The sequence below is a fragment of the Paenibacillus sp. FSL R7-0179 genome (genome assembly GCF_038002265.1).
GTDB lineage: Bacteria > Bacillota > Bacilli > Paenibacillales > Paenibacillaceae > Paenibacillus_AQ.
This window is the reverse complement of the sequence record NZ_JBBOCC010000001.1, coordinates 1,317,218-1,333,773: the sequence shown is the minus strand read 5'-3', so window position 1 is coordinate 1,333,773 and position 16,556 is coordinate 1,317,218. Positions and strand designations below refer to the sequence as shown.

Sequence of the window (16,556 nt, the reverse complement as noted above, 5' to 3'; positions counted from 1 at the left end):
CCACAAAAAATCCCGCACCCTTCAATTAAGGGCCACGGGATTCCGGTTAGGTCTTCGGTTTACAGCATTTTGATCTCCAGCAGCTCGTATTTGATGATCCCCATCGGGGCGTTGACGCTGATGATATCGCCTACCTTTTTGCCGATCAGCTCTTTGCCGAGCGGGCTCTCGTAGGAAATCTTGTTGTCCAGCACATCGGCTTCCGCCGGTCCGACCACTCGATATTCAATCTTCTCCGAGTACTCCACATCATTCAGCGTCACGATGCAGCCTACACTGACTGTACTGAGATCCATAGTGCTGGCATCCACGATCTGCGCCTTGATCAGCATCTTCTCCAGAATCATAATGCGGGTCTCCATGAAGGATTGATCCTCCTTGGCAGAGTGGTATTCACTGTTCTCCTTCAGATCGCCGTAGCTGATCGCCAGCTTAAGCCGGGCTGCAAGCTCCTTGCGCCCTGCTCCCTTGAGTTCCCTCAGCTCTTCCTCCAGCTTGGCCAAGCCTTCTTTAGTCAAAAATACTTCGTCATTATTAGACATGTATACAACTCCTATTATTTGCTCGCTTTATAGTATTCTAACTCATATTCGCCCAACATGCGAAGAGAAAGCGCTATTACGCATGATAAAGGAGTATTTACGGCACAGTCACGGCTTCAAGCCTCCACCTGCGGAGCAGTGGCAGCTGCCGGCTTGCCGCTACTGCCTCTCAGGAGGAAGGTCATCGGAATAGCCAGCAGCCCCACTGCCGTAGCGATCAGGAAAATATCCTGTACGCCCATCGTCATCCCCTGCGCCTTCAGCAAAGAACCCGCTGCCTGGGACGTCCCGTCTGCCAGCTCCTGCTGATGGGCCAGCGATCTGGAGGCGAGCAGCGAGCTGAATACGGCAATGGACAAGGCACCTGTAGCCTGGCGGACCCAGTTGGTTACGGAGGAGGCATGGCCGGTAATGGCTCTTGGCACTGCCGACATACCGGCATTGGTCACCGGCATGAAGGACAGCGCAATGCCGACATTGCGCACCGCCATAAGCACGGCCACACGGGTATGAGTCACGGCCAGCGTGATGTGGGCAAGCTCCCAGGTCGAGGCGCTTAGCAGCAGAATGCCGCCCAAAATCAACCAGAACGGTCCAATCCGGGAGTACAGCTTACCGACCACCGGTGACAGAACGGCCATCACGATGGAGCCCGGCAACAGCACCAGCGCGGTCTTCAGCGGGGTGGACTGCTGGATATCCTGCAGGAAGACCGGAATCAGGAAGGTGCCCGAGTATAACGCAACGGTAATAATACAGTTGATGATCAGGCTGTAGGTGAACCGGCTCTGCCTGAATACCTTCAGATTCAGCAGCGGCTCCTGGAGCGACAGCTCTCTGCGGATGAAATACGTTAAGGCCGCCGCCCCAACCAGTAGCAGGGTCAGGGTATTCCAAGATGTCCAGCCCCAGGCGCCCCCTTTATTGAAGGCCAGAATAATGAAGGCGCTGCTCAGAATGACGGTGACGAAGCCCGGCAGATCGAAGCGTTTGCCGCTTGCAGCCTGCCGCTGAAGCGGCAGACATTTCAGAGCTACGCCAATGGCGATCAGGCCAATCGGCAGATTGATCACGAACAGCGATTTCCAGCCGAAATATCCGGTCAGCCAGCCGCCGAGTGTCGGGCCGAAGGCAGGCGCCAGCATCGAGGACAGGCTCCAGAGGCTCATGGCGAAGGCCTGCTTTTCTTTGTCGATAAACTGATAAATCATCGTCATGGTGGTAGGGATGATCAGGCCGCCGAATATTCCCTGGATAATGCGGAAGGTAATGAGTGAGTGAATATTCCAGGCCACCGTACACAGTGCCGAGAACAAGGTGAAGCCCGACAGGGCGAATACGTAGAGAACCTTATAGCTCCATTTATCCCCGAAATAACCCACCACAGGCGCAATGACGCCGGTAGCCAGCAGATAGCCGGTAATCATCCATTGTACAGTGCTGATCCCGGCGTGAAAGTCCTTCAAGAAGACCGGGAACGCTACGTTAATGGTGGTTGTACTGAGAATAGCCATGAAATTACCGAAAAAAATGGCCAGAATGATCAGCCAGAATGATGAATGTTTTGCCGCCGGACTGCTCAAGGGCGCTCTCTCCTCTATTTTGCGGTTCACCTTCATATAGGTGTATGATACAATCAACTTAATATATGTGTATTATACAACTATGTGTTTGAAAGTCAATGTGACTTATTTCATGAGTCTTTCAAAATGAGGCAAGAATCTCAGGCAGCCTTAGCATAAGGCCGGTATTATCAATTATACTAGGGATACATATGACAAAGTTACCAGTAAAGGACGGAATCTAACTATGGCTGATGAACAGAAGGACAAGCACCTCGAAGCTCTGAATCAGGAGCTGATTACGCTGATCCGCCACGGCTCGCTGGATAAGAAGCATGGCGGGCTGGACCGCTCCTCGTATACCCTGCTCCACCATTTGTCGATGCACGACAAGGTAGGCGTTAAGGCGCTTGCTGAACAATTCGGCCTTGACACCTCTACCATCAGCAGGCAGACAAGTGTCCTGGAGGCGAAGAACTATGTGGAACGGGTGCCTGATCCGCTGGACGGGCGCTCCAGCTATTTTCAGCTTACTGCGCTTGGTGCACAGACCTTCGCCGAGGCCCGGGACATCCGGCTTGCACGCTATGGAGAGATCTTTGGGGACTGGTCCCCGGAGGACTGCGGACTCTTCAGCGAACTGCTCGCCCGGCTCAACCGTAGCCTGCAGCAAAAATAGCACGAAGAGGATTGACGGATGCTGGCGAAGCTGGTAGATTGAATTAATCATACAAAACAACTCGGAATTATATTTTAGTCAAAGGGGCCGGTCTGCATGAACTTTATTTTCTTTTCCCCGCATTTCCCCAAGAACAGCGCTGAATTCTGTACGCATCTGCAGGAGCAGGGGGCCAACGTGCTCGGGATCGGCGATGCAGCCTATGACCAGCTGGAGGACAAGCTGAAATCGGCACTGACCGAATATTATAAGGTAAGCAATCTGGAGAGCTATGAGGAGATTCTGCGGGCTGTCGGCTATTTCACCCATAAATACGGCAAGATTGACCGCTTCGAGTCACTGAATGAATACTGGCTGGAGCAGGATGCCGCGATCCGTACGGACTTTAACATCTACGGCACCAAGTCGGATTTCGTCCATAACCTGAAGCAGAAGTCCAAGATGAAGGAATTTTTTCGCAAAAGCGGGGTAAGCACCGTCCAGTTCTCCACCGGCACAACGCGTGAGAGCGTCGAGAGCTTCATCCAGAGCGCCGGCTTCCCGCTGGTGGTGAAGCCCGATCTTGGCTCCGGGGCCAGTAATACGTATAAGATCAATAACGAAGAGGAGCTCCAGCACTTTTTTGACACGAAGCCGGAGAATGTTGCCTTCATTATTGAGGAATTCATAGACGGGGTTATCCTCACCTATGACGGCCTGGTGGACCGGGACGGGAATGTACGCTTCGCGGTCAGCCACCTGTTCGAGAACAGTGTGATGGATGTCGTCAATACGGACAATCACCTCTACTACTTCTGTCTGCGGGAGATCAGCCCGGAGGTCGAGGAGGCGGGCCGGAGCATTTTGCAGGCTTTTGACATCCGGGAACGGTTCTTCCATATCGAGCTGTTCAAATCGCACAAGGATGGCCGGATTATTGCCCTGGAAGTGAATATGCGTCCGCCCGGTGCCTGGATGACTGATGCGATTAACTTCGCCTATGATGTCAATGTGTATAAGGAATGGGCCAGCATGGTCGTGCATAATGAGGTCGGCGGTCCGTACGAAGGCAAATATTATACCGGCTATGCCAGCCGCAAGAATCATAAGCATTACGCTCACAGCCATGAGGACATCTACCGTGAATTCGGCGGGAAGATTGTCAATTATGACGAGATTGAAGAGGTCTTCAGCAGAGCAATGGGCAACCGCGCTTATCAGTTCCGTTCCCCCGAGCTTTCGGAGGTCAGAGACATTAGAGGCTATATTCAACAAGAAGAGGGATAGGATGTGTTAACGGATGAGGATAAGCTACCATAAGGAGTACAGCCACAACCTGGGCAGAGACATGGAGTATAAAATATACGGCCACGCCGGCAAACCAATGCTCGTTTTCCCCACCTCGCTTGGACGCTTTTATCAATATGAGGATTCGGGCATGATCGATACGCTCTCGTCCTTCATTGAAGCGGGCAAGCTGCAGATCTGGGCCTGTGACAGTCTGGATGAGGAAACCTTCTTCTCCACCCACTGGAACAATGAGGACCGGATCCACCGTCATGAACAGTATGACAAATATATTGCGCATGAGCTGATTCCAGGCATCCTCCATGGGAGCAAACGCAGTAACGGCGGGACCGACCAGCGCATTCTGATCTCCGGCTGCTCGATGGGCGCTTATTACAGCGCCAGCTTCTTTTTCCGTTATCCGCACTATTTCGATACCTTGATCGCCCTGAGCGGCGTCTACTCCACCTACCACTTCTTCGGTGACTATATGAGCGGGAATGTCTATCTTAATTCACCGCTGCATTATCTGCCGGGGCTGACGGATGAGCATTATCTGAACCAGTACCGCAGCAGCAACATCATCGTCTGTGTCGGTCAAGGGGCGTATGAGGACGAGATGCTTCATGAGACCCGGCTGCTTCAGGAGGTGCTGGGGCAGAAGGGCATTCCGGCCCGGATCGACTACTGGGGCCATGATGTCAGCCATGACTGGCCTTGGTGGAACAAGCAGATTCATTATTATGTGGAAGGCTGCCTGGGCTAGTGAAGCTTGAACGCGAATTCATTTCAACTGGAAACTGCTTTGCCGTCCTTTTGAAGGATGGTACCGTTTCAGCGAGAAATATAAGAATGTATAGCGTGAAACCTATACATTCTTATATTTGAATAAAATCATCCTACCGGATTACCTACGCGCCACCGCAATGTATGCTGTTTTTCGTTACTACTTAGGTCTCCATGAAAAAACATCCACACTATTCCACTTTCGGAAAGGAGTTTTACTCTCCCCTGTCGAAAGAAAAAGACAAAACCCGGGAGGTGAATGAGGTATGGATGTTAGCCCACAGCAAGTCCTTCAGATCAGTAAAGGGGATCCTGAAATTGCAGGCTTCATCCAGATGCTCCTCGACCAAAATCGGGCCTTGACCGAACAGAATCAGCGCCTTCAACAAATCGTTGACACCCAGGCGAAAGAGATTCAATCGCTGAAAAAACGCGTGCATGAGTTGGAACGGCAACTCCAGCAGAAGAGTCATAACAGCAGCAAACCTCCATCTAGTGACGGGCTTCGCAAGCCTCCCAATCTGCGAACCCCTGGTGGTCCCAAAGGCGCACCGAAAGGCCATCCTGGGACGACGCTCCACGTTATCGACAATCCCGACGAAGTCGTGGTCTGCGAATTAACCACCTGTCCGGACTGTTTGGGCTCGCTCGCAGGTGCTCCTTGTGTGGGGGAAGAACGGCGTCAAGAATTCGACCTTCCTGTGTCTCGCATCTGGACCACCGAGTTTCGTGCCGAGCAACGCTACTGCGCTTGTTGCCAAAAAGTCCAGCGTGCAGCCTTCCCGTCCCACATCACTGCTCCGGCCCAATATGGCCCCCGGATGGCGGCGTGGACGGTCTATTTGCATGCCTTTCACTTTCTTCCGCTTCAGCGGATGGCTCAGCTCTTCGAGGACTGGACCACGTATCGGCCCAGCGAAGGTACCTTGCTTTCCTTTTTAGAGACCGCCCATGACCGTTTCGCTCCCATCGAAGAGCATATCCGTACCCAGTTACATCAGAAAGTCAAAGTCCATGCGGATGAAACCGGGTGCCGGGTTGACGGACGGACCCAGTGGATGCACGTCATGTCTGACGAAACGTATACCTTGCTCCAGCTGCACGCCAAACGGGGAGCTCCCGCGATGAAAGACATCGGTTTTTTACCTACTTATACGGGAACCGTCGTCCATGACTGCATGAAAGGATATTTTAATGAGAGGCATAGCTATTCCCATGCCTTGTGTAATGCCCATTTGCTCCGGGAATGCATAGGGATTGCCGAGCACGACGGACATCAGTGGGCGAAGCAGATGAAGGATCTGCTGACGGAGGGCTGGGCCCAGGCGCTGCGTTCCCGTCAAGCAGGGATTCCTTTGGCGACAGAGGTCATTCAATCGTTTCGTGAACGATATGACGCGATTCTCCAAACGGGCGAAGGGGAATGGTCGAAAGACTGGGTACGGGCGAAAACGTGTAAAAAAGGTCGTGCCATTAAGAGCAGGGCCGGCAACTTGGGAGAACGCTTTGAGGTTCACAAAGAGGCGATTCTCAAGTTTCTTTGGTGTCCCGAGATTCCCTTTGATAACAACCAAGCCGAACGTGATCTCCGAATGGTCAAGGTCAAGCAAAAAGTCTCCGGTTCTTTTCGTACCGAAGCCGCGGCGCAATGGTTTGCCCGCTTACGGAGCGTCGTCTCCACCTACATTAAACAACAACTCCCTGTCCTTTCCTCGCTATCTCTTGCTTTTTTCGGTAACCCTGTTTTGAAGTGACCTAAGTAGTAACTGTTTTTCACATACATTCGGGCCATATGCCTGCATGTGATCACAATATATACTGTTTTTCACATACATTCGAGCCATATGCCTACATGTGAGCACAATGTATGCTGTTTTTCACATATATTCGGGCCATATGCCTGCATCCGAGTACAATGTATGCTGTTTTTCACATACATTCCGGCCATACGCTGCTTTAGCAACCGATGGTACTCGTTTTTCAGCATACCAAGTTCACTCTTGCTCCTCGCAGCTACCCTCAGCCACATTCAGCAACTAAGTACTCTGCGAATCATTCAACACGAGGAAACTATAGTTTCCTATACAAGCACAAAAAAGGAACTGATGAAATCAGCAGTTCCTTTTTCTTGAGACCATTATCGCCTTGTCCTATACAGGAACATGCTCCGTACAGAACTGAAGCAGCGCGGCTTCCTCATCGTCTTCCATATCGAAATCGAGCAGCTGGCCTGAGGAGGTCTCCAGCAGATCGTAGCTGACCATGCTTGTCTGCTCTTCTTCCACTTTGACAATCACGCGGGCGGACACGCCGTTCTCCACGTACAGCTCATCATCCTCCGGCACATCAATATTCACGACGAACTCATACCGCTTGCCGCTTAGGATATTAAATGGATCTCTTACGTTCTCCACGGTGTAGCTTGTAAATGTCAACAAGTTGCATTCCTCATTTCTCAATTCACTGCCAGATTATTGTAACACAGTATCTGCGGCTTTGCCTTTGGTCTTCTTGATCTGCTTGCTGCGCAGCTGCCCGCAGGCCGCATCAATATCGACGCCCTGCTCAAGCCGGGTGCTGACGCTGACGCCCTGCTTCTTCAGCGTATCGAAGAACGCACGCACAGACTCCCGCTCGCTCCGCTGATACTGGCTATGCTCATCCACAGGATTATAAGGAATCAGGTTGACGTTCGCCAGCTGGCGGCGGTCTCCGATTAACTCGGCCAGCTCCAGCGCATGCTCCTCGCGGTCATTGATATCCTTCAGCAGGATATACTCCAGCGTGATTCTCCGGTTCGTCTTCTCCAGATAGTAATCAATCGCCGGCATTAATTTCTCTATAGGAATGGCCCGGTTAATCTTCATAATCTGTGTCCGCAGCTCATTATTCGGGGCATGCAGCGAGATCGCCAGATTGACCTGCATATTAGCATCAGCGAATTCTCTGATTTTGTCCGCCAGGCCGCTGGTGGATACAGTGATTCCTTTGCCGGCAATCGCCAGACCCTTGTGATCCTTGATGGTAGTCAGGAAGTTCAGCAGATGCCGGAAGTTATCGAACGGCTCGCCAATCCCCATAACCACGACATGGGTGACCTTCTGGCCGTGGCCGGCCTGATCCAAATAATGCTGAACCTTCATAATCTGCTCCACGATCTCGCCGCTGGTCAGGTCCCGGCTCTTCGCCAGCAGCCCGCTTGCACAGAAGCTGCACCCGATGTTACAGCCGACCTGAGTAGTGACACATACGGATAAGCCGTATTTCTGCCGCATCAGCACGGTCTCTATCAGGTTGCCGTCATGGAGGCGGAAGAGGAACTTCACCGTACCGTCGGCTGATTCCTGCTTCACATGCTCTTCCATCGTCTGAAACACATAATTCTGTTCCAGCAGCTCTATGCATTCCTGATTCATTCCGTCCATCTCAGCGAAGCTGGTGATCCGCTTGCGGTACAGCCATTCCCAGACCGCAGTGGCCCGGGATTTCTTGTGGCCATGCTCCAGCAGCCATGCCGTCAACTGTTCCAAAGTCAATCCATAAATGGATTCTTTATTCATTTCATATCCTCTTTTCAAAACATTAAAGTTCAATCTATCTATTCTACCTTGACAGGGACATTAGCAGCAACAATACCTTATTGTCTCAAATTTCGTTTATTAAAACAAGAGGAAACGCTGTGGAGTTGGGCGCTTGGAGCAGGGAAAACATAAAAAAGCGCAGTCCGCAGGGACCACGCCTTTTCTGTCAAACCTTATTTATACAAAACCTTCTCGACATTGTATTTCGCGCGAAGCTTGTTCACAATGTAGGTCTCATAAATCTCTCTGTCCACCGGATCTTCGACAAGGCAGACTTCAATGCGGGTAACCTCATCACGGTGGGGCTTCATCACAGATACATTGTCCTCGAAATGCTTCTTGATCCGCGGTCTCAGCTTGCGGGCCTTGCCCACAAACAACAGCTCGTCCTGATCATTGTAGAACATGAAGATGCCGCCGGCCTCGCGGGTAATCAGGTGGAAATCGGTGAATCCGTAAATATGGCTCAGCTCAGGGTTAGCTTGCTTGTAAATAATAACTTCCGGTGACGGAATGGTAATGCTGATCATTAAGCTTCACTTCCTCAATTGGATATAGAAATAAATAGTATCACAGAATGGGAAACGTGACTATTTCTATCTTGGAATAACGGTGATTGGCCAGTCACTACCCTTGTACTCTCCTGCTCATAAGTTACTTGCGCTTCGGCTTCAATTCCGGCATGCCCAGCGTAAGAGCCATATTGCACAGCATAGAGTTAGCCAGGAAGGTACTCACCTTCACCTCAGGGTGCGCAAACCCGGCAGCGGTGAACTTACTCTCCATCAGACCGGTTACCTCCTGCATTCCAGCCTGCATGGCCTGCCGGATCGCTTCATCCCGGATGCCGCTTGCCTGCACCTGCAGAATCAGCTCGTTCGGATGAGTGTCCATCAGCTGTTCATATAACTGGATCGCTTCGGCTAGCATTTGTTTTTTGGGGGCGCGAAATCCGGCAAAAGTAAGGAGAATCCGTTCAAACGCACGCTCCAGTGCAGCTAAGAACAACTCCTCCTTGTTCTTAAACAGCTTGAAGATGTACGGCTGGGAGATTCCCACCTTCTCCGCCACCTGAGCGGTTGTTGCCCGGTAGTAGCCATACTCGGCAAAAACAATCACCGCCGCCTCCAAGATCTGCTCCCGGCGATTCACAGTAAGGGTCTCATCTCCCTGTGAACGGATCTTTGCGGATTGCTTATTCATATAGGCTTCCCCCTTATGCCGAAGCATCCGCTCCCGCACTGATTGGTTATTGATCAATCACTTTTGATGGACTGATGGAAAGGACATCCCTTCGCTTCCGCAGCTTCATGCTGCCCAGAGTCCGCCTGTTGCTTCTTCCGGTAGACGAAGCGCGGGCTTAGCTGCAAATCACGCAGCTTGTTGTCATTCCAGATCGGTGTAGAGGAAGGCGACATCGGCGGAATCAGCCAGCCCCACTTGCCTGACACTTCCCTTCCCTGCTGCTGTTCCTGTTCCTGGAAGCGGACGAATTGATCTGCGGCTGTATGATGGTCCACAATGCTGACCCCCGCCTGCTTGAAGGAATGGAGGACGGCACGGTTCAGTTCCAGCAGCGCCCGGTCCTTCCACAACGAGGTATTAGTGGAGCGGTCCAGGCCCAGCAGGTCTGCCACCGCAGGCAGGCGGTTGTAGCGGTCCGCATCGCCGAAATTCCGCGAGCCGATCTCCGTCTCCATATACCAGCCGTTGAAGGGCGCTGCCGGGTAACGGATGCCGCCGATCTCCAGGCACATGTCCGAGATGATCGGAACGGAATACCAGCGCAGGCCCAGCTCCGTGAATTGCGGGATCTCCGGGTGGCTGAGCGGCACCTCCTGTACAAGTCCTGCCGGAATAGGGAAGCAGCGGGGTTCCTCACCGCCGATGCTGATCACGAGCGGCAGAATATCGAAATCCCCGCCCGTGCCCTGCCAGCCCAGCTTAAGGCAGACGGCGGTGAATTCATCCGAAGCCGGATCACCGGCACGCGGATGCTCCCGGTCCCCGGGATAACCGGCATAGCGGATGAGCTGATGATTCCAGATCCGGATGGTACGGCCTTGCTCCTCTTCACTGCGGAAGACGGTAATGACCGGCCGGATCCGGCCGCCGTTATTCGCATGCTCCATATGATGCAGCAGCGCCTCCGCCACCTCTTCTACAGTCTCTGCTCCGCGGGCGTCAATCACATCTAAGGAATGCCAGAATAGTCTTCCGATGCAGCGGCTGTTATGGCGCCAGGCCATCCTTGCCCCGTGTGCCAGCTCTTCTCCTGTATGCCTGTATGTACCTGTGCGCTGCACCTCTTCCCGTATGTCTGCCAGACGTTGATCCCGTTCACCCTCTGTTAACCCCAGCTCCTGATAGCAGGCCGTAATGAAGGACTCGGCCTGCCCGATCAACTCCTGAGTGTTATGCCGTGAGACTGTGTGTTCCATCTTCTCTCTCCTATCCATGCGTTCCCTGCATCAGTACCCTCAGCGTATCATCTCTGCTCCAGCTCTGCCAGTCTGGAGATAATCCGTCTTTTGCGGTAGAGCATCCGCGCAGCCTCCGTGACCTCCTCCAATGTCTTCCGGTTGAGGTAAGCGCCGAAGAACATACCAGCGACCGGAACGGTCTGGAGCAGTTTTTTCCAGCCCCAATTGTCGCGGTATACGGTCACTACCTCCTTCCAGCCCTGAATCCTGGAGACGGTCTCCTTGGTTGCGGCCAGAATATTGCCGTCCCCGCCTGCCTGCAGATTCAGCTCCTTCAGCAGCGTGCGCTTCCCCACTACATCGGAGGAGGCGAACTGCATCACCTTCACGGTGAAGATCCGCTCCGCCTTATCGGTCGGATCGTAGCCATAACAGAGGCCGATCTCCTGGATCGCCTTCAAGGAAAGGCCCAGGACAGCAGGAATATCGGCAGCCAGCGTGAAAATCCCGCCGAATCCCGTCGTCGCCCCTTGGGCCGTAGCCGTATTCCGGCTTCGCCCCGCGAGCTTCTGTGCCACTTCATCCATCACAGCCAGCGGGAACGGCCCGTCTTCCGGAGCCCCCGCCGCCCGGCTTGTCTCTTCCATCAGCTTGCCCACCTTGCGCCCGGCCACCAGATAATTGCCACCGTTCTGGATGTAGCCGCCCAGTTCATCGAGCAGCCGGCCTACCTTATCGTGGATCACCTTTGGCGTGATTGCATCCAGCAGCTTGAACGGCAGCCGGGTAATCCGGTCCCAGATCATCAGCCTGTTCTGCTCCTTCTCCCACTTGGTAATCTCCTTAAGCGCGGCATACAGCATCTCCGGTGTCTCCGGAGGGCTCCATGAATCAGTGTTATCCGCTTCTGGCATAGGTATGTGCCTCCCCTGAATGATCTCGTCATTACCTTATAACCTATTTCACAGCAAATGATTGCAAGGGCCCTCCATTCTTCCCTTGGGTACCATTAAAAGCAAACAGGCACCCCGGATCAACTCCGGGAATGCCTGTTCAACATAGCCTGTGTCAGGCTTTAATCCTGGGACCCGCCAACCTGCCTATCCATCGAAGACAATCTGTGCTTCTCTTCCTCCAGCCGCTCTTGGACCAGATCTACCCCTTGTCTGCCGACCGAACCTTCCGGGGCATGGCGTACAGCTTCTTCAGCGTGCTCCAGGCTGTTCTCTGCCTGCTCCAACATCTGCCCGGTCGGATGACTCGAAGCCTGAGTTACAGCGTTGTGCAGCTTCGTCACCGCATCATGCGCCTGATCAACCGTACTGTTGGTGCGCAGACTGGATTCGTAATGCTTCATAAGATCCTTCCCCCTCATCACGGTTTCGGTTCCTCTCTAGGATGGATTGGAGAGCGCAATCTTATGCGGAGGTTCCGGTCCTGGCACAGAATCGCCTACACCAGGAACATGGCGACAATCGTCATGGCCGTAAGACCCAGCAGGACCGGCTTCAGATTGCGCCGGGCCAGCTCGAACGGGCTGACGCCGCAGATCGCAGCGGCGGGAATGAGCGCCCACGGGATCAGGGTGCCGCCGCCCACCCAGATGGCGGCCACCTGCCCAAGGGCGGTCAGCGTCGCTGCGCCGGAATGGATCGCGGCGGCGAACAGCCCGGCAATCGAGCCGGCCAGCGAGATGCCGGAGAACCCGGAGCCGTCGAGGCCGGTGATCGCGCCGATCACCGTCAGCGTTACGGCGGATGCAGCCCCGTTCAGCGGCACGTGATTCGCCAGGGCCACGCCCAGGTCGTTCACGATGCCGTGCGAGCCGTCCGGCAGCACCTTGCCGTACAGCTCGGTGAAGGCAGCGTCGCCCAGATAGAAGAAGGCGGCAATCGGGATGACCGGCCCGAAGACCTTGAAGCCGAAGGTGAAGCCTTCTATGAGATAGGCGGTGATCTTCTCCAGCCCCTGCCCCTGGCCGCGATGGGCCAGAAGGGTAATGACAATAAGGATCAGCACGGCGGTTCCCCCGACCAGCGCGGTAGCATCGCCGCCTTGCAGGTGAAGCACGAACATGCCGGCCACATCCAGCAGGAAGAGCAGCGGAATGGCGATCGCCAGCCCTTTGCGCAGACGGTCACTCAGGAGGACTGGCTGGTCTTCACCCGTCCCTGACTCAGCCAAAGGCTCTGCTGTTCCCGGGGAAGAGACCAGGCCGTCTCTCCATGTGCCGTTCTTCTGGTCCCGCTTCATCATCCAGAATGCGCTCACCGTCGTGACAAGACCCATAACAACAACCAGCGGGATACTGGCCTGCATTACGCTGGACACCGGAAGGCCGGCGGCATCCGCTGTCAGCTTGGGAGCACCTTGAATAATATAATCGCCGGAGAGGGCGATCCCGTGCCCGAACAGATTCATCGCTACCGCTGCGCCCAGCGCAGGCAGGCCGACCCGGATGGCCACGGGCAGCAGAACCGCCCCGACCAGCGCTACGGCAGGCGACGGCCAGAAGAAGAACGAGGTCACCATCATAATCAGCCCGATTCCCCAGTAGGCCATCGCCGGTGTGCGCAGGAACCGGGTAAGCGGAGACACCATCGTCTCGTTGATGCCCGTTATAATCAGAATCCGGCTCATCGCCACGATAATAGAGATAATCATTATGGTGCCGAGCAGCTCCTTAGTCGCATAGACAAAAGAGTTAAAGATCCCTGACACCGACCCGCTGAGCGTCGCCGTTGCCAGCAGCCCGAGCGCCAGAATCCCGGTCACACAGATCATGGTTGTATCACGCCGCCTGATCAGCAGCGCCAGAATGAACACAATAAACACCAGATACACCCAATGAATCGCAGTAAGCTGGATACCCATTAGCCACGCGCCCCCTTTCCACTTACAAATAGCAAGCAGGTGCTATATGCTATGCAGCAGGATGGGCCATTGTTCGCCTTAGGGACACGCATGCCAGCAGCACAAAAAGACCCCCGCCTCCACATCACATGGATTCAGGGATCTTATTTGCGGATTACACTCTCTTACCGGTGCCTGCCTGCTCTCCTGGCCCGGAGGAACGCGAGCTGCTTCAGCATGTCCTGATCGTATAAGCTGCCCGCGATTTCCGGTTGCCCGGTATGTAGATGGGTAATCTCCTGCACTGCTGCCGGTCTTGCGGCGGCAGGAAGAAGAGTGGAGGTGCCGTCCCTGTGAATGATCAGGCTATGGCCGGGCGAGGGGTGCGGCCCGCGCACATACTCGTCAAGATAGCCATATACCCTACGCTGCATCACAGGATCTTTGCTCATCTGCTGCAGAATATTAGGAGCGATTACAAGCTCCCGCTGATCCCTCCGCTCTCCTGCATCCGCCTTCTTCCCCTTGCTGCCTTCTTTGGCTACCGCCATAATGCGGACTGACAGGCCGTACCTTGCCTTGATTCTGCGTGCCTGATCTTCAATTGCCGCTCCCACAGCCGCCATCATCTCCGGGAAGCTGAGCGAAGAGCGCCCGGCGGAAGCGTGCTCCGCCTGTTGCGGTGAGCGGGTCAGCGAAGCGGCGTTGATTCGTGATATGGGAATATACATCGAACGTTCCTCTTCTCGCGCGTAAAGTTCAGGACAACTCTTTATCGGCAAAAAGAGGAAAATTACTTATAAAGGGCTATTCCCTAGCCAATGCGCCCGCAGCCGCATCCTCGCCGCCGAGCCGCCCGGAGGTGAAGGAGTAACCCAGTCCAACGCCGTTGCCTACATAGGTATCATTGAATAACACCCCTTCAGACTCTACACCCACGGCATACAGCCCTTTGACCGGCAGACGCTTATCATTCAGCACCTGGAACTTGGTATTGACCAGCAGACCGCCTACTGAACAGAGGTTGTTAATCTCGGCTATAACGGCGTAATATGGTCCGCTGCTACCCATCGGAACCAGATATTCCTTCGCCTTGCCGAACTCCGTATCGGTGCCTGTCTTCGCTGCTTCCTCATAGAGCTTGAAATCAGCGGTGAACACTTCAGGGTCCATCCCTGCATTCTTCGCCAGCTCTTCCAGCGTATTGCCCTTGAAGCCGTCGCCGCTGGCTACCATGGATTCGAAGACTTTATCCGCATCCTTCCAAGGCTGGTCCAGTGTGAACTTGTCTTTATAGGAGGCATAGAATTCCGGCGGCATACCCGGCAGCTTAGGCGCCTGAAGCCCCTTCATTCCCTTCGTCTTAAGCGCATCCAGCTGCGCCTGCGAGACAATAACCAGATGATATGCTCCGTTAAAAGCACTGGTATTCGCTGCCGCAACCGCTGTAAGCGTCGCCGCCTCATCTCTGAATCTCGCGCCCGAAGGGCCGACATTCATCAGGGTCGGCAGGTAAGACAGCATCATCGGATAGCTCGCTTCAAACGGCTCGTACTCCGTCTTCAGCTTGTCTGTAGCTCTCGCCAGCGTCTGGTGCAGCATCTGCCCGCCGAAGTTGTCCGGCACCTTCGCGCCGATCTCCCAGGACATCTTGAGCCCTTCGCCGATGTTCTGCCCAAGCCCGCCGTTCACGCCTTCGAAGCCAAAAGCTTCCTTAACCATCTCTTTATTCCCGGCATATCCTCCGGTAGCCATCACAACGCTCGCTCCTGCAATCTCCAGGGTTGTTCCGTCAGACTTCTTGGCCACGACTCCGGTAACCTCTCCATTAGCGCCAGTCATCAGCTTCTGGGCGATGGCCTCCGTGATCACCTGTCCGCCGCCCTTCTCTACGGATGCTGCAAGCATCTTGCGCAGCAGCTCCTGGCGGGTCTCATAAGGGGGCAGCATATGGAGCTGTTCCCCGGCGAAGTTCAGGAAGGTCGTGGTGTAACCCTTGCCGGTCAGCCAGTCATAGGTCTCGCCCGACTTCGTGACGTACTGGCGGATTGCCGCAGCATCCACGCGCCAGTGATTGTTCACGATCCAGTCAGCAATCTCCTTCTCGACTTCTACTTTCAGCCCGCTGCTTAGCGCGGCAGAGGAGTTGTAGAATTTGCCCGCCCAAGACAGGTTGCTCGCGCCGCCGATCGTCGCTGTTTTCTCGATCAGAATGACCTTCGCGCCCTTATCCGCCGCTGATACCGCTGCTGATACACCCGAAGCACCTGCTCCCACAACGACAACATCTGCCGACAGCTGCTCGGTCTTGCCTTCTCCCGATTTCACTACAGCCTTCGTTTTAAAAGCCTCCACATTGCCGCCCGCCTGCTTAAGCGCATCCTCCACAGCGGTCAGAATCGCCTTGCTGGACTCGGACGCCCCGCTAACAGCATCAATATTCAGGGTCTGGCCGGATAGAATCTCCTCCTTGACCTTGTTGATCGCCTCTACTCCGATTCCGGCGGTTTCATTCTGGCTGACCACATTGATTCCGGTAATGACCGACTTATCGTCAAGAGTGACCTCAACCTGAATCTTGCCGTCCTTGCCTTCAGCCTCTGCTTTATAGGTTCCCGCTTTGAAGCCTGCCGGTACAGCACTTGTATCCGCTGGCTGTGACGCCTGCGGTGAAGCGGACGGCTGCTCTGAAGCTGCCGGTGCGGCGGAATTGTTACCGCTGCAGCCGCTTAGGAGCGACAGGACCAATACCAGACATACAGTGAATAGAAAAACCTGTTTTGTTGCTTGCTTACGCATCCATTTCTCCCCCTGTGCGGTTAATGCAGCCCCTTTTCTCTCTCTAATAGGACTGCTGACTACCG

At 54.3% G+C, this 16,556-nt stretch carries 16 protein-coding genes; 4 read left to right on the top strand and 12 right to left on the bottom strand.

From position 1 onward, the window contains the following. Window positions 1–59 precede the first annotated feature (59 nt). Both greA and MKX63_RS05955 read right to left on the bottom strand, forming a co-directional pair. Entirely contained in the window at window positions 60–542 is a 483-nt protein-coding gene (gene greA, locus MKX63_RS05960; protein WP_341015906.1) for a transcription elongation factor GreA, read from the bottom strand. A 116-nt stretch (window positions 543–658) separates the two neighbouring features. Continuing rightward, complete coding sequence (locus MKX63_RS05955; protein WP_341015905.1) at window positions 659–2,056, bottom strand: MDR family MFS transporter; 1,398 nt, start codon at window positions 2,054–2,056, stop codon at window positions 659–661. A 295-nt stretch (window positions 2,057–2,351) separates the two neighbouring features. Between MKX63_RS05955 and MKX63_RS05950 the strand changes: the two genes are divergently transcribed. From MKX63_RS05950 to tnpC, 4 genes are all read left to right on the top strand, one after another. Next, the gene (locus MKX63_RS05950; protein ID WP_341015904.1) at window positions 2,352–2,783 is read left to right on the top strand and encodes a MarR family winged helix-turn-helix transcriptional regulator; all 432 of its coding nucleotides are present in this window, start codon (window positions 2,352–2,354) and stop codon (window positions 2,781–2,783) included. A 96-nt stretch (window positions 2,784–2,879) separates the two neighbouring features. Next, a complete protein-coding gene (locus MKX63_RS05945) occupies window positions 2,880–4,049 on the top strand; it encodes an ATP-grasp domain-containing protein (RefSeq protein ID WP_341015903.1) in 1,170 nt (389 codons plus the stop codon). A gap of 13 nt (window positions 4,050–4,062) precedes the next feature. Beyond that, window positions 4,063–4,815 (top strand): esterase family protein, encoded by a 753-nt coding sequence (locus MKX63_RS05940; RefSeq protein ID WP_341015902.1) that lies wholly within the window; start codon window positions 4,063–4,065, stop codon window positions 4,813–4,815. A gap of 286 nt (window positions 4,816–5,101) precedes the next feature. Then, window positions 5,102–6,589, top strand: a complete 1,488-nt coding sequence (gene tnpC / locus MKX63_RS05935; RefSeq protein WP_341014754.1) for an IS66 family transposase — start codon at window positions 5,102–5,104, stop codon at window positions 6,587–6,589. A 396-nt stretch (window positions 6,590–6,985) separates the two neighbouring features. Here tnpC and MKX63_RS05930 read toward each other — a convergent pair whose 3' ends face one another. The 10 genes from MKX63_RS05930 to MKX63_RS05885 form a co-directional block, all read right to left on the bottom strand. Continuing rightward, a complete protein-coding gene (locus MKX63_RS05930; RefSeq protein WP_341015900.1) occupies window positions 6,986–7,273 on the bottom strand; it encodes a DUF6509 family protein in 288 nt (95 codons plus the stop codon). 33 nt (window positions 7,274–7,306) lie between these two features. Continuing rightward, window positions 7,307–8,395: a 23S rRNA (adenine(2503)-C(2))-methyltransferase RlmN gene (rlmN, locus tag MKX63_RS05925; RefSeq protein ID WP_341015899.1), complete on the bottom strand. Its 1,089-nt coding sequence runs from the start codon at window positions 8,393–8,395 to the stop codon at window positions 7,307–7,309. 194 nt (window positions 8,396–8,589) lie between these two features. Continuing rightward, window positions 8,590–8,946 (bottom strand): nucleotide excision repair endonuclease, encoded by a 357-nt coding sequence (locus MKX63_RS05920; RefSeq protein ID WP_036722768.1) that lies wholly within the window; start codon window positions 8,944–8,946, stop codon window positions 8,590–8,592. Between the two features lie 124 nt (window positions 8,947–9,070). Next, on the bottom strand, window positions 9,071–9,619 hold the full coding sequence (locus tag MKX63_RS05915; RefSeq protein WP_341015898.1) for a TetR/AcrR family transcriptional regulator: 549 nt from the start codon (window positions 9,617–9,619) through the stop codon (window positions 9,071–9,073). Between the two features lie 53 nt (window positions 9,620–9,672). After that, complete coding sequence (locus tag MKX63_RS05910; protein WP_341015897.1) at window positions 9,673–10,857, bottom strand: nitric oxide synthase oxygenase; 1,185 nt, start codon at window positions 10,855–10,857, stop codon at window positions 9,673–9,675. Between the two features lie 47 nt (window positions 10,858–10,904). Next, a complete protein-coding gene (locus MKX63_RS05905) occupies window positions 10,905–11,753 on the bottom strand; it encodes an EcsC family protein (RefSeq protein WP_341015896.1) in 849 nt (282 codons plus the stop codon). A 161-nt stretch (window positions 11,754–11,914) separates the two neighbouring features. Then, window positions 11,915–12,196, bottom strand: a complete 282-nt coding sequence (locus tag MKX63_RS05900; protein WP_341015895.1) for a hypothetical protein — start codon at window positions 12,194–12,196, stop codon at window positions 11,915–11,917. A gap of 95 nt (window positions 12,197–12,291) precedes the next feature. After that, complete coding sequence (locus tag MKX63_RS05895) at window positions 12,292–13,713, bottom strand: hypothetical protein (protein ID WP_341015893.1); 1,422 nt, start codon at window positions 13,711–13,713, stop codon at window positions 12,292–12,294. A 164-nt stretch (window positions 13,714–13,877) separates the two neighbouring features. Then, complete coding sequence (locus MKX63_RS05890; RefSeq protein WP_341015892.1) at window positions 13,878–14,423, bottom strand: hypothetical protein; 546 nt, start codon at window positions 14,421–14,423, stop codon at window positions 13,878–13,880. Window positions 14,424–14,499: 76 nt separating this feature from the next. Further along, the gene (locus MKX63_RS05885; RefSeq protein WP_341015891.1) at window positions 14,500–16,491 is read right to left on the bottom strand and encodes an FAD-dependent oxidoreductase; all 1,992 of its coding nucleotides are present in this window, start codon (window positions 16,489–16,491) and stop codon (window positions 14,500–14,502) included. Between the last annotated feature and the right edge of the window lie 65 nt (window positions 16,492–16,556).